Annotated in this window: 13 protein-coding genes and 1 riboswitch; of the genes, 6 read left to right on the forward strand and 7 right to left on the reverse strand. The window is 45.4% G+C overall.

The annotated features are described in order from the left end of the window. Nucleotides 1–5: 5 nt before the first annotated feature. A complete protein-coding gene (locus EBO34_RS14455; RefSeq protein WP_122899754.1) occupies nt 6–1244 on the forward strand; it encodes an aminopeptidase in 1239 nt (412 codons plus the stop codon). A gap of 343 nt (nt 1245–1587) precedes the next feature. Beyond that, nucleotides 1588–2385: a pyridoxine/pyridoxal/pyridoxamine kinase gene (pdxK, locus tag EBO34_RS14460; RefSeq protein WP_122899756.1), complete on the forward strand. Its 798-nt coding sequence runs from the start codon at nt 1588–1590 to the stop codon at nt 2383–2385. A 197-nt stretch (nt 2386–2582) separates the two neighbouring features. Here pdxK and EBO34_RS14465 read toward each other — a convergent pair whose 3' ends face one another. The 6 genes from EBO34_RS14465 to EBO34_RS20485 form a co-directional block, all read right to left on the reverse strand. Continuing rightward, nucleotides 2583–2993 (reverse strand): hypothetical protein, encoded by a 411-nt coding sequence (locus EBO34_RS14465; RefSeq protein ID WP_122899759.1) that lies wholly within the window; start codon nt 2991–2993, stop codon nt 2583–2585. Nucleotides 2994–3200: 207 nt separating this feature from the next. Beyond that, nucleotides 3201–4031: a MetQ/NlpA family ABC transporter substrate-binding protein gene (locus EBO34_RS14470; RefSeq protein ID WP_122899761.1), complete on the reverse strand. Its 831-nt coding sequence runs from the start codon at nt 4029–4031 to the stop codon at nt 3201–3203. A gap of 381 nt (nt 4032–4412) precedes the next feature. Then, nucleotides 4413–5078, reverse strand: a complete 666-nt coding sequence (locus EBO34_RS14475) for a methionine ABC transporter permease (protein ID WP_122899762.1) — start codon at nt 5076–5078, stop codon at nt 4413–4415. Beyond that, nucleotides 5065–6096 (reverse strand): methionine ABC transporter ATP-binding protein, encoded by a 1032-nt coding sequence (locus EBO34_RS14480; RefSeq protein WP_122899764.1) that lies wholly within the window; start codon nt 6094–6096, stop codon nt 5065–5067. Before EBO34_RS14480 ends, EBO34_RS14475 begins: the two co-directional genes overlap by 14 nt. 78 nt (nt 6097–6174) lie before the next feature. Continuing rightward, nucleotides 6175–6297, reverse strand: a riboswitch (SAM riboswitch). Between the two features lie 149 nt (nt 6298–6446). Continuing rightward, nucleotides 6447–7010, reverse strand: coding sequence for a GGDEF domain-containing protein (locus tag EBO34_RS14485; RefSeq protein ID WP_183163887.1), 564 nt, complete (start codon nt 7008–7010; stop codon nt 6447–6449). A 16-nt stretch (nt 7011–7026) separates the two neighbouring features. After that, the gene (locus tag EBO34_RS20485; protein WP_142996795.1) at nt 7027–7473 is read right to left on the reverse strand and encodes a hypothetical protein; all 447 of its coding nucleotides are present in this window, start codon (nt 7471–7473) and stop codon (nt 7027–7029) included. Between the two features lie 363 nt (nt 7474–7836). Here EBO34_RS20485 and EBO34_RS14495 point away from each other — a divergent pair, with 363 nt between their 5' ends. Beyond that, a complete protein-coding gene (locus EBO34_RS14495) occupies nt 7837–9201 on the forward strand; it encodes an alanine/glycine:cation symporter family protein (RefSeq protein WP_122899770.1) in 1365 nt (454 codons plus the stop codon). Nucleotides 9202–9420: 219 nt separating this feature from the next. After that, a complete protein-coding gene (locus EBO34_RS14500) occupies nt 9421–10794 on the forward strand; it encodes a YjiH family protein (protein WP_122899772.1) in 1374 nt (457 codons plus the stop codon). A 470-nt stretch (nt 10795–11264) separates the two neighbouring features. Here EBO34_RS14500 and EBO34_RS14505 read toward each other — a convergent pair whose 3' ends face one another. Beyond that, nucleotides 11265–12017: a MurR/RpiR family transcriptional regulator gene (locus EBO34_RS14505; RefSeq protein ID WP_122899774.1), complete on the reverse strand. Its 753-nt coding sequence runs from the start codon at nt 12015–12017 to the stop codon at nt 11265–11267. 287 nt (nt 12018–12304) lie between these two features. On the opposite strand from EBO34_RS14505, the gene EBO34_RS14510 reads away from it, so the two are divergent. Both EBO34_RS14510 and EBO34_RS14515 read left to right on the forward strand, forming a co-directional pair. Beyond that, nucleotides 12305–14275, forward strand: a complete 1971-nt coding sequence (locus EBO34_RS14510; RefSeq protein ID WP_122899776.1) for a fructose-specific PTS transporter subunit EIIC — start codon at nt 12305–12307, stop codon at nt 14273–14275. 38 nt (nt 14276–14313) lie between these two features. Further along, nucleotides 14314–16980 (forward strand): glycoside hydrolase family 38 N-terminal domain-containing protein, encoded by a 2667-nt coding sequence (locus EBO34_RS14515; protein WP_122899778.1) that lies wholly within the window; start codon nt 14314–14316, stop codon nt 16978–16980. The last annotated feature ends 467 nt before the right edge of the window (nt 16981–17447 follow it).

Raw genomic sequence — 17447 nt, forward strand, 5'->3', positions numbered from 1 at the left:
TCACTATGAGTCAATTCGAACAAAAGCTTGCTAAATATGCCGAACTGGCAGTCCGTATGGGAATCAACATCCAGGAAGGACAGGACGTTGTAGTCAACGCACCTGTTACCTCTGCCGACTTTGTCCGCCTGGTTGTAAAAGAGTGTTACGAAGCCGGAGCTAAAAACGTACATATTGAATGGCATGACGATGAGTCTGCACGCATCCGCTACGACCTGGCACCTATGGATGCATTTAAGGAATTCCCTGAATGGAAAGCCCGTGGACTTGAGACACTTGCAGAAAACGGAGCTGCATTTTTAACGATAAAATCAACAGATCCTGATCTCTTCAAAGGTGTTCCTGCCGAGCGTATTGCAACAAACAATAAAACAGCCGGCGAAGCAACAAACACTTTCCGTAAATTTGTGCAGTCGGACAAAGTTGCCTGGTGCGTCACTGCAGCACCCTCTCCGGGATGGGCTAAGAAAGTGTTCCCAGAGGCTTCTGAAGAAGAAGCACAGGAAAAACTTTGGGAAGCCATCTTTGAAGCTGTACGCGTTAATACGGAAGACCCTGTCCAGGCATGGAAAGATCACGATGTGACACTTAACACAAAAGCGACATTTCTTAATGAACAAAAATATAAAGCCCTTCACTACACTGCTGAAGGAACAGACCTTACAATTGAACTTCCGGAAGGGCATATATGGGCCGGCGGCGGCAGTGCAAACACATCAGGCACTCACTTCATCGCCAACATGCCGACAGAAGAAGTGTTTACAGCACCGAAAAAAGGCGGCGTAAACGGCACAGTCCGCAATACAAAGCCTTTAAATTACAGCGGTAACCTGATTGACGGTTTCTCCCTTACTTTTGAAAACGGTAAGGTCGTAGACTTTGAAGCAGAAGAAGGATACGAAACACTTAAACACCTTCTTGATACAGACGAAGGCGCCCGCTATCTGGGTGAGGTTGCACTTGTTCCTCACAGTTCTCCAATCTCCCAGTCCGGCATCCTTTTCTACAACACACTTTATGACGAAAATGCTTCCAACCACATTGCTCTTGGAAGCGCCTATGCATTCTGTGTTGAAGGCGGCCCTGACATGAGCAAGGAAGAGCAGGAAGAGCTCGGAATCAATAACAGCATCACACACGTTGATTTCATGATCGGCTCAGCTGACATGAACATTGATGGAATTAAAGAAGACGGAAGCCGTGAGCCGGTATTCAGAAACGGTGAATGGGCAACGAACGATTAATCTGCAATTAACCCGCCCGGTCCTGTAAAAAAGGCCGGGCGTTTTTTATGGATAGCTTTTCTTCTGGACAAGGGCCTTTCACGGTTTTTTCTCACGCCCATCTATACTATAATAAGGACAAGCTTTAGAGTAAGACAGAAGGCACTGAAAAAGTTCGCTCTTTACCTTTTTCCAGTGCCTTCTAAGCAATGAGCGTAACGGTTACATTATTAAAAAGCCTGGTACGAGTGGGTTTTTCGTAACATGCGCGCAACCGAGTGGAGCCATTGCAACTCAAATAAAAGGCACTGAAAAAGTTATATTATACTTTTCAGTGACCTCAGGCATATTAGGAGGTACTACAATGAAAAAAGCACTTACAATTGCAGGGTCGGATACGAGCGGAGGCGCCGGTATCCAGGCTGACCTTTCAACCTTCCAGGAGCTTGGTGTATACGGAATGACAGCTCTTACAACAATCGTAACAATGGACCCTAAAAACGGATGGTCCCATAATGTATTTCCGCAGCCGATGGAACTCGTTGAAACGCAGCTTGAAACCATTCTAGACGGGGTTGGTGTTGATGCGATGAAAACAGGCATGCTCGGATCCAGTGAGATGATCGAGATGGCTGCCCGTACAATAGATGAAAAAGGCATTAAGAACGTCGTTGTGGACCCGGTAATGGTATGTAAAGGTGCCGACGAGCCACTTCACCCTGAGCATACAGTAAGCTACCGTGAAGCCCTCGTTCCTAAAGCGACCGTTGTTACGCCAAACCTGTTTGAAGCTTCTCAATTGAGCGGCGTAAACCCTATTGAAACACTTGATGACATGAAACAGGCTGCAGCGAGAATCAAGGAGCTTGGCGCAGACTACGTTCTTGTTAAAGGCGGCGGTTCCATCGGAGAAACAGCCGTTGACGTTCTTTACGACGGAGAGGATTTTGAAATTCTTGAGTCAGAGAAAATCGACACGGATTATACTCACGGTGCAGGCTGCACCTACTCTTCCGCTATTTGCGCAGGACTTGCGACCGGCAAAGATGTAAGAACAGCTGTAAGAGATGCGAAGGTCTTTATCTCAAAAGCCATTGAAGGCTCTTTTGCCCTTAATGAATACATTGGGCCGGTTAAACGTTACGCCAACCGCGAGCAGTAAGTGAGCCTGAAGGAGGATTGGAGAAGGCTTGTTGAATCTTAGGTATTCTTGTCGATTGAACAATAAGCGTGCTATTTTGACGGATAAATGCCGCAATTGGACCGATATATTCCAACCATCTCCCAAAAAAGGATGTCCTCATTTTTGAGGACATCCTTTCCTTAATCATTCATCGTTTCTCCGACTTCTCCTCTGCTTTATAAAAGCTCGTCACAACAGCATATCCGAACTAATCCTCCAATAATGGCGCTGTGGGCATTTAAGAGTGTCAATGAAAAGGCATTTACCGGTAGTATAAGAAAGGTAATGTTTGAATAGAAAAGAGCCGGGTAAAGCATGAGATACAAAAAGGGTAAACCAAAGAAGATCATCTTCTCCCACCTGATCAGCCATCTCCCTGTTTTCCGTACCTCCCCAATGAGCCAGTGTACGCCAATGATGAGACCCATTGGTAAACCGGTTAGCGGAATGAGCAGGACATAGGGCATTACCGCAAAATTACGGGCCATTTGTTCACGCATCTGTTCTGACAGTTGATCACCTGCAAAAAACAAACTAATAAACAACATGGCAAGAACCACGTACAACACCGATTTTTTCAATGACACCTTAATCACCATCCCTTTATTAGCTACGCAAACTGTCTTCAAAAAGTTCCCAGTATCGTTCCTATCAACCTTTCTTTAAATCCACCCTTCCACATTACTAAAAGTTTGTAAACCGAAGTTAACATATTTTCGGGCTCCCAGAACCAGTACAGCAAAACGGCAAAACACCCCGCACAGTAAAACTATGCGAGGTGCTTCATTTATATATTAATAATCTCTCAGTTCATCCACGTCATCAATAAAGGTTGGTAGAAGTGAGTTTTCGTAAAGGTCGATGATAAACTCCTGAGTATCTTCTTCATGATAAAGCTCGGCAATACGCTGGAGTGTCTCATTGTCTTTGTCTTCAGCCTGCACTGCCAGAATATTTACATATGCAGCAGCACCGTCTGCGTCTTCGATGAAAATGGCATCGTTAACCGGGATAAAGCCAGCCTCTACTGCAACACCGTTATTGATAACGGATGCATCCACATCAGGAATTACGCGTGGTGTATGGGCAGCCTGTACTTCTTCAATGTTAAGATCATGGTGGTTTTCCACGATGTCACTGGCATCTCCAATACCGTCAAAGTCTTCAGGGAGTTCAATAAATCCTGCTTCCTGAAGAAGGAGAAGTGCACGCCCCTGGTTTGTTTCTTCCTGTGGTACGGCAATGGTTGCCCCTTCCGGGATCTCTTCGTGAGATTCATATTTATCGGAATAAAGACCCATAGGTGCAATGTACGTTCCTGCAATCGGCTCCAGGTCCAGATTGTGCTCTTCAATGAAATTATCAAAATAGGAAATCGTCTGGAATGCGTTAAAATCCACTTCTCCATCGGCCAGTGCCATATTTGGTCTTACATAGTCGGAGAATTCCTGGATTTCAATCGTAATGCCTTCTTCGGCTGCTTTCTCAGCCATGTATTCCCACAAAGGGATACCTGATCCGTTTACACCGACTGTTACTGTATTTTCGTCGTCTTCTCCACCTCCACAAGCAGCAAGTGCCGTAAGAGATAATGCTGATAACGCTGTTGTTAATGCTTTCTTCATTTTCTGTATTCCTCCTGTTAAACCCCAATTTTTTTAAATAGAATCTCGAAGGTGCAATAACCCCTTATTGAAATCCTAAGGATATACCGAAACTCTCTTTCCTTATAGGTTGTTGAGAGTACTTTGACATAAACACAGTTATTGTAGATGAAGCTGCGTAACCTTCGTTTTCCGCGGGGTGCCGGTGAGCCTCCTCACGCAGGAGACTCCGGCTTCTTCATCCTCTTACGATAAGCCATAATCTTTGCGAAAACATCCTGCTGAAAAGAGACTGGATATCGGCTCTATACATCCTTTGCGGCAATATTTTTTAGATCGAGTCTGATTGAAATCAAGAACAGAACTCCCCCATGTCCACGAGTTCAGAAATTAACATATCTGTTACCTGCGGCGGATTGCCCTTGATAAGTGGTTACCACCTGCCTGGATAACCTGAACGATAATGATAAGCAGAATCACCGTTACGATCATAACGTCTGTGTGGAAACGCTGATACCCATAAGCAATGGCCAGGTCTCCAAGTCCACCGGAACCGATTGCCCCTGCCATAGCCGAGGCCCCTACAAGACCAACGGTGGCAATGGTTAAATTGAGCACGAGTGAGCTCAGAGCTTCGGGTATTAAAAATCTGAAGATGATCTGCCACGGGGTTGCTCCCATGGACTTGGCTGCTTCCGTCACTCCGGGATCGACTTCCAAAAGGCTGCTTTCAACGAGACGGGCAATAAAGGGTGCCGCGAAAATCACGAGCGGGACCATGGCAGCCGTTGTTCCAATAGTTGTGCCTACGATCAGCCTTGTTAATGGGATAAGTGCAACCAGCAAAATAATAAACGGCACGGAACGGACCATGTTAACAATGGTATTTAATATGATAAAGGCTACTTTGTTTTCAAATAACTGACCCTTTCGTGTTACAACTACCGCTACCCCGAGCGGAATTCCGATCAGGCTGGCAAAGACTAAAGGAAAAGCTGTCATGGCCAGGGTTTCAAGGGTGGCTTCCCACACCCGGACCCAAAAAGTACTCCAATCAGTACTCCTCATGGATGTCCACCTCCCTTATGGTGAAATTTTCTCCGATAAACGAGACGGCCTCTTCGATCAGCCGGGACTCGCCGTGGAATTCGACAATCAGGTTGCCGAACGGCTTTTCCTGAAGCTCGGTAATATGGCCGTGGAGGACGTTCACTTCCAGGTCAAACTGCTTTCCCACTTTTGACAGGACAGGCTGACTCGCCATTTCTCCTTCAAAAAGAATCCGGTAGATGTGATGATTTTTTCCATCTGTCTGTAAATGAGTAAGCACCGAGGCCGGGAGCTTGTCCTGCATCACAGAGCTGACAAAGTTCTTCGTCGTTTTTGCCTGTGGACGTGAAAAAACATCGAATACGCTGCCCGACTCAATGACTTCCCCATTCTCCATTACTGCAACCCGGTTACAAATATCACGAATGACCGGCATTTCGTGCGTGATTATAAGTATCGTAATACCAAATTCGCGATTCACTTTTTTCAGCAGCTCGAGAATCGCTTTTGTTGTTTGAGGATCAAGTGCCGATGTTGCTTCGTCACACAACAGCACTTCCGGTGAAGTAGCCAGCGCACGTGCGATACCCACCCGCTGCTTCTGACCTCCCGAAAGCTGATCAGGGTAACTTTCAGCTTTGTCGCTCAGACCAACAAAGGACAGAAGCTCCTTTACTCTCTTTTCTACTTTCGCTTTCGGCGTCTTGCTCAGCTGAAGGGAAATAGCGATATTTGCGTAAACGGTCTTGGATTCGCACAGGTTAAAGTGCTGAAATATCATGCCGATTTTTTTCCTTGCTTCTCTCAGCTCTTTTGCCGAAAGGCTTTTCATGTCCCGTCCGTTGACCCTTACCTCACCTGCAGTAGGTTCTTCAAGAAGGTTTACACACCGGACGAGGGTACTCTTCCCTGCACCGCTGAATCCGATGACACCAAAGATATCACCTTTATTAACGGTAAACGACACGTCTTTGACTGCCGTTACTGTTCCTTCTTTTCCTTCATACGCTTTTGAAACGTTGTCGAAGGTTATCATGATTCCTCCACTCCCTTTGAATGCAAAAAACCCTCTCCTTATCAAAATAAGAAGAGGGTAAATTAGTAAATACCGCCCTTCTTATCTTTCGAGCCTATCGGTAAGGTAAGCTCGATGGAATTGGCACAGTTCTCCATTCGTCACCGGAGTCCGCTGCCGAGGCGTCACAGGGCCATATCCCTCTGCCTCTCTTGATAAGAAGATTTATTATTTGATTAGCTTTAATTATGAAAAAATTAATAATTGAGAGTAATCATAACCTCCCGTGCCGGAGAGTGTCAACAGTGTCCTTACATGCAAACGCTTCACCGCACAAAAGTAGTTCTTTGTTCTTAATAAATTGTCTTTTTTTATCCAGATCCCACAACCTGATTTTTCCCGCCTGTTTTTGCTTCGTACAGCTTTTTGTCAGTGCGTGAAATAAAGGATTCTGCTTTCTCCCCAGCATACCTGCTGAAGCCAAAACTCATCGTAACCCGTAACTCCGGAAGCAGCTCGCGGTTCGTTTCTTCAATTATCCTGCTGATGTTTTTTATACCCTCCTGGACCAACTGGCCGGAAGCAGTGGTGATAATCATGGCAAACTCTTCTCCTCCGCAACGGTACGCCTCCCCGTCCGGTAATTCTTTAAGACAGTTGCCGATATTTTTCAAAACATGATCACTGGTAACGTGTCCGTATGTATCATTAATAGATTTAAAGTTATCAATATCTGACATTACGAGAAAGAGCGGGGCGTTTTTTTCAAGAAGCTCCCTCAAGTGTTCCTGAAACGTCCTGTGATTATAGAGACCCGTGAGATAATCCCCTTTTGCCATATTCTCGAAAGTTATTCTCTCAGCATAATGTTTGCGCTCACGGGAGATAATTGTGCCTCCAAGAATCGCAAACAAGAACAGAACGCCAATATTCAAAAGGTAGACCACCATCTCATGACCGGAAAACAAGAACCCCTGATAGAAGAGTATTCCTGTATAACTTGTACTGATCACCAGCGCTGACAGAATCCCCCCCTGTGTAACGCCAGTAAAGAATAGCATGAAGGACAATCAAGTAGCCGACAGGTATAAACGGGCTTATAAACCGGCCTGTAATGGCGACAAGCCACGGGTAGGCAATGAAATCGAATACCACACCGCCCTTTGTAATCCAGGCGTAAAGCGACGAACCCTTCTTCACCTTATGAAGACACACCTGGGTGACAGACATATAGACAAGACCGAATATCACAAGCAAACTAAAGGCAGTGTGGTTGTCATTTGCCGGCCCTGTGAAAAAGACGTAGACAACAAACGCAACAACCAGAAAGATCCACCTCGTAATCGAAAAAGCCACTTCCAGAAAATGGTCCGTTTGGACAACCCCTCTTCTTTTCATGCCCTGCCGCCTCTCATATAAAACAAATTACACCATTATTTCCAAGCTACAAACAACAGTATATAAAACGACAGGAAGAAACACTACTTCTTTTACAGTCATCGTGCCTAAAGGCTAAAAGTTTCTATTATCCTCCTGTTTCCGACAGAGAGTCGTGCTGTTATTTGCTTTAAGTACAGCCTGCATGCATGTTTTAATCTGAACATATCTTTATGATGACAGAAGTCATCTTTTGGTCACGAAGACATTAGTAATCAACTTTTCATTGACCAGATCAATTTTTTTTAAAAATGAATAGTTAAATTCTGTTACTTTTCAGAATTTTCTATTATACTTGTCTGATAAAAGATAAAAAGGGGGAGAATGATGGAACAATTAAACGATTTTATTGGCTTTTTAAGTGATCTGGTCTGGGGAGTGCCTTTGCTTGTCCTTCTTGTCGGGACAGGAATCTATTTGACATTCCGGCTTGCCTTCCTGCAGTTTCGGATGCTGCCTTATGCACTGAAGCTGTCCTTCAATCCAAAAAGCCAGGATAAGAAGTCAAAAGGGGACATTTCTCACTTTCAGGCATTAACGACAGCTCTTGCTGCTACGATTGGTACCGGTAACATTGCCGGGGTGGCAACAGCCGTTGTTCTCGGAGGACCGGGGGCTGTTTTCTGGATGTGGATCTCCGCCTTGTTCGGGATGGCCACAAAGTATGCAGAGGCCATTCTCGCCGTTAAGTACCGGGAAGAAGGCGCAGACGGTACAATGTCCGGCGGTCCGATGTATTACATTGAAAAAGGACTTAAGCTTAAATGGCTTGCCGTTCTTTTCGCAGTATTCGGTGCCATAGCTGCATTTGGTATTGGAAACCTGGTGCAGTCCAACTCTGTAGCCAGCGCCATGGAATCGTCTTTTAATGTGCCATTCTGGCTCACAGGTGTGGTACTTACTGTTTTAGCCGGCCTTGTTATTCTTGGCGGAATTAAGAGTATCGGTAAAGTTACGGCTTACTTTGTTCCGTTTATGGCATTATTTTATGTTATCGCCGGTCTTGTTCTCATGATTCAAAACTTTGACCTTGTACCTGCTGCTGTCGGGCTGATTTTCACTGATGCGTTTACAGGAGAAGCAGTGGCCGGTGGTGCCATTGGTGCTGTTATCCGCTGGGGTGTGGCCCGAGGGGTCTTCTCAAACGAAGCGGGTCTTGGTTCTGCACCAATTGCTGCAGCTGCCGCACGTACTGACTACCCTGGCCGTCAGGCACTTGTCTCTATGACGCAGGTATTTATTGATACAATTGTTGTCTGTTCCATCACGGGTATCGCGATAGTCATGGGTAACATGTATGCAAGCGGAGATTTAAATGGTGCTGACCTGACTGCTGCAACATTTGAGTTCTTCCTCGGTGGTGCCGGTTCCATGATTGTAGCCATCGGTCTTGCATTCTTTGCTTTCTCTACTATCCTCGGCTGGTCTTACTATGGTGAGAAATGCTTTGGATATCTGGTGAAAGGAAATGCGGTTAAATTCTACCGTTTTGCCTTTGTACTCATGATCTTTGTTGGTGCAATCACTGAACTGAGCTTTGTATGGGGCGTTGCCGATGTCCTGAACGGGTTAATGGCTGTACCTAACTTAATCGGTCTTCTCGGTCTCTCCGGAGTCGTTGTTGCTGAAACCAACCGATTCCTGAAAGTAGCCAGGGAAGAAAAAGAAAGGGCAAGATCTGCGAGTTAATGACCACTTTGCGGAACGCTCTGCTGCCGGTCTTTCTGGTGGCGGAGCGTTTTATTGCGCTTTATGTGTAAGCGCTTTATAATAAAATTACTTTAGCAGCATAGTGTTTATTTAAAAATTATCTTGTATTTTTACTCAAATTGTATTAATATTTTCATCAGTGAATAATTATCGATACTATCATACTATGACAATAGACATCCAACAGGAGTGACTGACATGAACAAGGAAAAACATGATACATCACAATCCGGTTCTTTCTGGAAATTTTTAATTCCTTCATTAATTGGGATCGGGTTGTTTATGACACCGGTACCCGTTGACGGTGAAGTAACAATTCCCGTTGCTATACTGGCAAACTTATTAGAAGACACACTCGCTTCTGTGCTTCCGGCAATTTTAACGATTATTATCTCTCTCAGCTTTATTGGTTCACTCATTGCTATTTTAATGAAAAAAGGAAAACCTCAGACCTTTTCCAATACACCGTTTGTTGAGAGGCTTCTCGTTGTAGGTCCTTTCTGGCTCATTGTTCGTTTTGTTGCTTTCGTTCTTGCAATTATGACGTTCTTCCAGATCGGACCTGAAGCAGTATACAACGAATATACCGGCGGCTTGTTATTAATGGAGGGCGGGCTTCTTCCCCTTCTCTTCACAGTATTTTTGTTTGCCGGGCTGTTTTTGCCCCTGCTCTTAAACTTTGGTTTACTCGAACTGTTTGGTTCATTGTTAACGAAGCTTATGCGCCCCCTCTTTAAATTACCGGGACGTTCTTCGATTGACTCCCTTACTTCATGGCTTGGGGACGGGACTATCGGGGTTCTGTTAACGAGTAAACAATACGAAGAAGGCTTTTATTCAAAACGTGAAGCGGCTGTTATCGGTACGACCTTCTCTGTTGTTTCCATTACATTCAGCCTGGTCGTTATTATGGAAGTCGGCCTTGAGCATATGTTTTTCCAGTTTTATGGAACAGTTGCATTAGCCGGATTTATTGCTGCACTGATCATGCCGCGTATTCCACCGCTGTCAAGAAAAGCGAATACTTATGCAAACGGTCAGGAAAGCCAGCTTGATGAGTCGATTCCAAAAGGCTATAATGCATTTTCCTGGGGATTCAAGCAGGCAAAAAAACGTGCTGCTCAAAGTAAAGGGCCGGGAGAATTTATGAAAGACGGCGGTAAGAACGTTCTCGACATGTGGCTTGGTGTGGCACCGGTTGTTATGGCTTTCGGTACACTTGCCCTTGTAGTGGCCGAGTTCACTCCTGTCTTTTCATGGCTCGGAGCTCCGTTTATTCCAATCCTGAATTTGATGCAGATTCCTGAAGCTGCCCTTGCATCGGAGGCATTGGTTGTCGGTTTTGCAGACATGTTCCTCCCTGCTATTTTTGCTTCTGGTATTGAAAGTGAATTGACCCGCTTTATTATTGCCTGTGTGTCCGTTACGCAGCTGATCTATCTTTCTGAAGTCGGGGGAGTTCTTCTTGGATCAAAAATTCCGGTGAAGTTCCGTGACCTGCTTATTATTTATCTGCTTCGTACACTGATTACACTGCCGATTATTACAATCGTTGCTCATTTGATCTTTTAATGTATTCACCCGCCTGGAACGGATTGTTCCAGGCGGGTGTTTTTTTGTTTTTTACCCTATCCTGAATATTGAAGTAGTAAGGAGCAATAATCCTTCATTGAAATTCAGCTTCGTAGAACGGAATACGCTCCCTTTCCGCGGACTCGCGCCGAGCCTCCTCGGGGCTTTGCCCCTGTGGGGTCTCGCCTGTCTCGCATTTCCGCAGGAGTGTCGCGTATTCCGTTCAACTTCGCACGATGCGTTGTTAAAATAAAGGGTAATAACAACCACATTGAAGAAAGACCTTATACCTGACATCATATGAATTGGTACTATTTTCATTTTCTTTTATCGGTTTTTCATGGCTATGCTTGAAAAAAACGGCACTATTTCTCCGTTTTCTCTGTTTCGAGGTACAGCTCCAACCACACAAAAAAACACGCAGTCCCCGATAGGAATCTGCGTGTGTCAGAATGCTCTTTTATCTTAAGTTACTCTTCAATAATCAGTTTTATATAGGATTCAAAAATGAGATCAACCAGGAGAACGAGGGGTGAACGTGCGGTCAGGTCATAACCGCCATATTCCGCCCGCTCCACCTGTGTACTGATCGAATCATCTACAAGTGTGGTAAGGGTGGAGTTAATGTTGTTTGTAATAGCCGCTGTATAAACATACTGGTGGGTCATTTTGTCCGCCGTTTCCACAAGCGTTTTAGTTTCCCCGCTTGAAGAAATAAAAATAATGTAATCTCCCTTAGTCACTTTGTTGGAAAACAAGTCAATCATATGGGATTCGTAAATATACATACTCGGCTTGTTTACCTGCATAAGAAGTTTGCTGAAGTACTCACCGAACATTTTGGACAGCCCTACTGCTATGATCACCACCCGGTCCGCTTCTTTCATCCGTCTGCAGATTCTGTTTATATCCTTCTCATCGAGGTTTGAAAGGGTACTTTCTAAATCTTTATGGAATCTGGAGATCGAACTGTCCGTTACCTCTCTCCTTGTTTCCTCTCCTAATTCCTTTAAAGCATATTTAAACTCCGAAAATCCGTCAAAACCAAGCTTTTGGCACATCCTGATAACGGATGTGGTGCTGACGTTGACTTCTTTGGCAAGCGTTGTAAGAGCCATCCCCTTTGCCTCCGGAAGGTGAGCGTCGATAAAATACAACACGTGCTTTTCCGTGTAGCTGAGGGCTGGTACTTTGTTTGCAAAATGAGTCGTAATTTTTCCCATAAAAACGGCACCTGATTTCTTTCAGATTGGCTGCATGAAGTTTCTGTGAGGGGCCGAAAGTCAGCACCTCCGGCTAACACCGCCTCAATAACAGCAGTCCTATTTATTATAGTACAAATAAGCGCAAATTACAGACTGTACATATATACAGTGACTGTACATTCACACCGGTGTATCTCATGTTACAAATAATGTGTAAGCGTTTTACTTAAGCACTGGACAAAATAAAGTAATGCAACATGTCGACATTACTATTTAAATTTAACGATAGAAAAGGAGTGACCAACATGGAACTGCGTTCTCAAACATCGGAAAACCTTATCTTTTTTGATGTGAACTGGTCAACGAAACAGCAAGTACTTGAAGAACTGGTAAATGCCCTTGATGAAGAAGGTATTTTAACATCCAGGCAGGATTTCCTGAATACCGTTTACGAGCGTGAAGAAGTCTCAGCCACGGGCATGGAGAAAGGCCTGGCCATCCCCCACGGTAAATCACCTTCTGTAAAAAAAGCGGCTTTTGCCGTTGCGCGACTGAACCGCCCTCTTTCAGACTGGGAAAGCATTGACCCAAACAACAAGGTAGAGCTCGTTTTCCTTCTGGCGATTCCTGAATCTGAAGGCGGATCGACACACCTGAAGATTCTTTCAGAACTCAGCACCCGTCTCATGAATGAGGAATATTATGCAAACCTTTTCAATGCTAAAAACGCCTCTGAATTTCTTGAAGCCCTTGATGCAGACAAAACTAGTGACACGGAGGCTCCACAACAACCGGTAACCGGTAAAAAAGTGGTTGCCATTACTGCTTGTGCAGCAGGGATTGCCCACACATACATGGCAGCAGAAGCCCTTGAAAAAGCCGGTCGTGAAAATGGTATCCAGGTAAAAGTGGAAAAGCAAGGTGCCAACGGAATTGAAGATGGTCTGACTGCACAGGACATTAAAGAAGCAGATGCCGTCATATTCGCTACAGACATTACCCCCCGGGGAAAAGAGCGCTTCAACGGGTTGCCTTATGTTCAGACCCGGGTTGCTGAACCCCTTAAAAAAGGACCTGAACTTATTGATAAAGCATTAAACAGTCCTGATGGAACCGTTCAGGTGGAAGGCGATGAAGGCAGCAGTGCCGGTAACGGAGAAAAGACCAGCCTCTTGAAGGAAATGGGACAAGGGATCCTAACGGGTATCTCGTACATGATTCCCGTCATTGTCTCTGCCGGTTTAATGATTGGAATTGCAAAACTCGGGGCTATGCCGTTTGGACTTGTGAACGACATTCATGAGCCGAGCTTTGCCACTCATGAAAACCCGCTATTCGTGTTACTGCATCACCTTGATAAATTTGGTGCTTTAATATTTCAGTTTATGTACCCTGTTTTTGCAGCGTTTCTCGCCTTCTCTATTGCCAACCGTCCCGGTATTGTAGCAGGTTTTATCGGCGGTGCTTTTGCAACAGGCATGCACTTCCAGTACTGGGGTGTTGAAGGAGCCGTTGAATCCGGATTTTTAGGAGCGCTGTTTCTGGGTCTTGTCGCCGGTTACACTGCAAAGTTTCTGAATGAAAAAATTAAACTCCATAAAAACCTGCAGGCCATGAAGCCGATGCTCATCATTCCTGCAGTGAGTGTATTGTCTATTTTCCTGATCAACTTTTATTTCGTAGACCCTGTATTCGGGGCTTTAAATGCGGGGATCACAAACCTGATTGAGTCTGCACAGGGCTCTGGAACACTGGTATTATCAGCCATTATCGCTTCTGCCACAGCGTTTGACTTAGGCGGACCTGTAAACAAGGCAGCCGGTGCCATTGCCATCGGTCTTGCCGCAGATCAGATTTTCCCGTTAACACCACGCGTTCTTGCGATTGTTATTCCGCCAATCGGTCTTGGACTGGCTACTCTTCTTGACCGTTATACCGTTGGCCGCCGTGTCTTTGACGCCAACCTTTATGTGGCAGGTAAAACGTCACTGCTGCTTGGTTTTATTGCCATCAGTGAAGGAGCCATTCCATTTATGCTCCGAAACCCGCTGATCACCATTCCGATTAACATCCTCGGGGCTGTGATCGGAGCTTGTACGGCCGTATTCCTCGGTGCTGTTCAATGGTATCCGCTTCCGGCAGTATGGGGCTGGCCACTGGTAGAAAGCTTCTGGGCTTACTTTATCGGACTCGCTGTCGGTGCATTTTTCATTGCTTTTGCCAATATCTTTGTCCGCTATGCCCTGATGGTACGCAACGAACGCAAATCAGCTTAAGCAGCAAGATTTAAAACAGACTTCAGGAGGCATGTTACATGTCATCAAAAAAACAAACCGTATTCGTGGTCCCTCACTCCCACTGGGACCGCGAATGGTACTTTACAATAGAAGATTCCAATGTGTTATTAATTGAAAATATGGACTACCTGCTAAATGTACTTGATGAGGACCCTGAATACCACGCATATATGTTTGACGGCCAGGCTTCTGTTATCGATGAATATATTGCCAGACGTCCCAATGAAAAAGAACGTGTGTCAAGACTGGTAAAAGAAAAGCGGCTGTTTATCGGACCCTGGTATACCCAGACGGACTCCCTTCTTGTAAACAAAGAGTCCATGATCCGCAACCTCCTCTACGGTACCCGTATCGCAGAGGATTACGGTCACAACATGAATATCGGCTACCTTCCCGATATCTTCGGCCAGAATGCATACCTTCCATCGATTTTCAGAGGGTTCGGTCTTGACTACAGCATTTTGCAGCGCGGGGTTTATACAGATGAGCTGAAAGGAAGCATGAATTTCCACTGGACTTCACCTGATGGCGAATCAGTAAAAACAAACAACATGTACTACGGGTACGGCCCGGGTAAGTTTTTATCAGATGAAGATGATTATTTTAACGAACGGCTTGTACCCATCCTTGAAAAGCTCAGTGATTTAAATGATGGTACATCTAATGTCCTCCTTCCATCCGGAGGAGATCAGGTTCTCGTTCGCAGACATTTCCCTGAAACAGTCCGCAGGCTAAATGAGAAAGACCCGGAGCGGGAGTATGTACTGAGCGACTATGAATCTTTCATGGAGGCGGCATGGTCAGATGAAAACGCGTTCGAAAATCATATTAAAGGCGAACTGATTGCTTCCCAGAAGTCCCGGATTCATAACACCATCCGGTCTCAGCGCTACGACATTAAACAGCTGAATTACCGTGTAGAAAACAAGCTTCTCACCATCCTTGAGCCGTTAAGTGTCATCGGAAAGTCTCTTGGTCTGAGCTACCCTCAGGCATGGATGGACGAAATGTGGAAAAAGCTGTTCGATGTTCACGCCCACGACTCGATCGGCGGCTGTAATTCAGACGATACGAATAACGATATTATGGTGCGTCTGGAGAAAGTTGAACGGATCTGTGACGGACTCATCAACTTAAAAAAGAAACAAATTACCGAAGCCGTCAGTTGCGAAATCGGCCGCGACAATCTTTTAACGGTATTCAACTTCACTCCGGCTGCAGCTGAAAAAGCCGCAGAATCCGTTATTTTCACCAGGGAAAAAGTGTTCTCCGTGAAAACCCGTGATGGCGATGTTATTCCTGCAGAGCTCACTTCCCAGTCCTACATCAGCGGCGGAACAAAGATCGTTGTCACTGCTGAAGGGGAAAAACAAGTGGAAGAGCCGGGCTACTACCGCAGTGAAGTGACACTTACAAATACGAAGATCCCGGCGATAGGCTATCAAACATTCATTATTGAAGAAGAAAACGGTGACCTCGGTCTAAAAGAACCGGCAAACAAAGAGCAAATTGAGAATGACAATCTTCTCATTACATTCAAAAACGGCCGGCTTACCCTTACAGATAAACGGTCGGGTAAACAAATCGAAAACCTGCTCACTTTTGAAAACAGAGCCGACGCAGGCGATTCGTATGACTATTCACCTTTGGAAAATGACGAGCCCTACTGGCTGACGGAAGGGACACTTACAGATGTCGAATCAGGCCCTCACAGTCAGACAATGACCGTTACGCACGCGCGCTCTGTACCTGCAAATCTTGAAGAACGAAAAACAAAAGAAGAAACAGCCCTTCTTTCAATCAGTACAACTCTTACATTATGTGAGGGCGAATCGTACGTAAGGATTGTTCACCGTATCAACAACCAGATAAAAGACCACCGGGTCCGGGTTAATCTTGCCACGGGGGCGGACAACCCTTCTCACTCCTTTGCGGATCAGGGATTCAGCTTAATAGAACGTCCTGTACAGAATCCGCATTTTAGCAACTGGAAAGAAAAAGGCTATGCGGAAGCACCGGTTTCCATCTACCCTCTTGAAAACTTTGCAGGGGTAGCCAATGGTAACGGCATGGCTGCTGTTATTACAAAAGGACTGAAAGAATACCAGGTCACAGAGGAAGACTCTGCTCTTTCACTCACCCTTTTCCGCTCTGTGGGTCTTCTGGGGAGGGACGATCTTGCCTGGCGTCCGGGGCGTGCTTCCGGAATAAATAATAAGGTGGTTTACACACCGGATGCACAAATGCAGCAGGATCTCACTTTTGAATATGCTTATGTGTTCGAAAGCGAAACCCATGATCCAAATACGTTGTTCTCTCTTGCTGATGAATACACTAAAAGATACGATACGTATCAGAAGCAGTCACTTAACACGTTTGAAGAGCGTCTTGAACGGTTTGAGATTCCATATCCATTAACAGGGATTGCACCGGAATACTCTTTGTTCTCCTTCACCAATGAAAAAGTGAAAATGAGTATGTGTAAGCTCGGTCACGACCAGGATGGCGTGATGGTCCGGTTATTTAACCCAACCGATCAGCCTCTTCAGACAACATGCGAAGACTTCCAGGGCGAGCTGATTGTCTGTGATCTTAATGAAAAAGAACAAAAGAAAGTAACCGGCCGGTCTATTGACGTTCCTGCACGGGGATATGTAACGGTTAAGATGATGCTCTTTTCTTAAAGGTTGTTACCCTCACAAGGGAAATTACGCTACAGGCGGACGCTTTCCGCGGGCACCGCTTCAGCTCCTCGGGAAAACCACCCTGCGGGGTCTTCAGACGATGCTGTTCCCGCAGGAGTCGCCGCCTTTCGCTCCATTTCTTATGTTGAAACAACAATCTATGTGGAAACATACACCCATGCTGATTTTTCACACCAGGGAGCACGAACATAGGCATACGGATCTTTTTTCGGCAAGGTTACCTTTATCTTCTGGTTCTCGACGCGTTGAATTTGAACGGCATATGCGAGACTTCTGCGGAAGTGCGAGACAGACCCCACATGGCGAAGCCCAGAGGAGGCTCTGCGAGTCCGCGGAAAGGGAGCGTATTCCCATTCAACGAAGCTTGAAACATCGCTAAGAGGTTGAGAATAAATGCCCCGAAATAGTATTTTCAGGGCAGCCAAAATTTAAAACATAGGGGGTAA

The sequence above is a fragment of the Alteribacter keqinensis genome (assembly GCF_003710255.1).
In the GTDB taxonomy this organism is placed as follows: domain Bacteria; phylum Bacillota; class Bacilli; order Bacillales; family Salisediminibacteriaceae; genus Alteribacter; species Alteribacter keqinensis.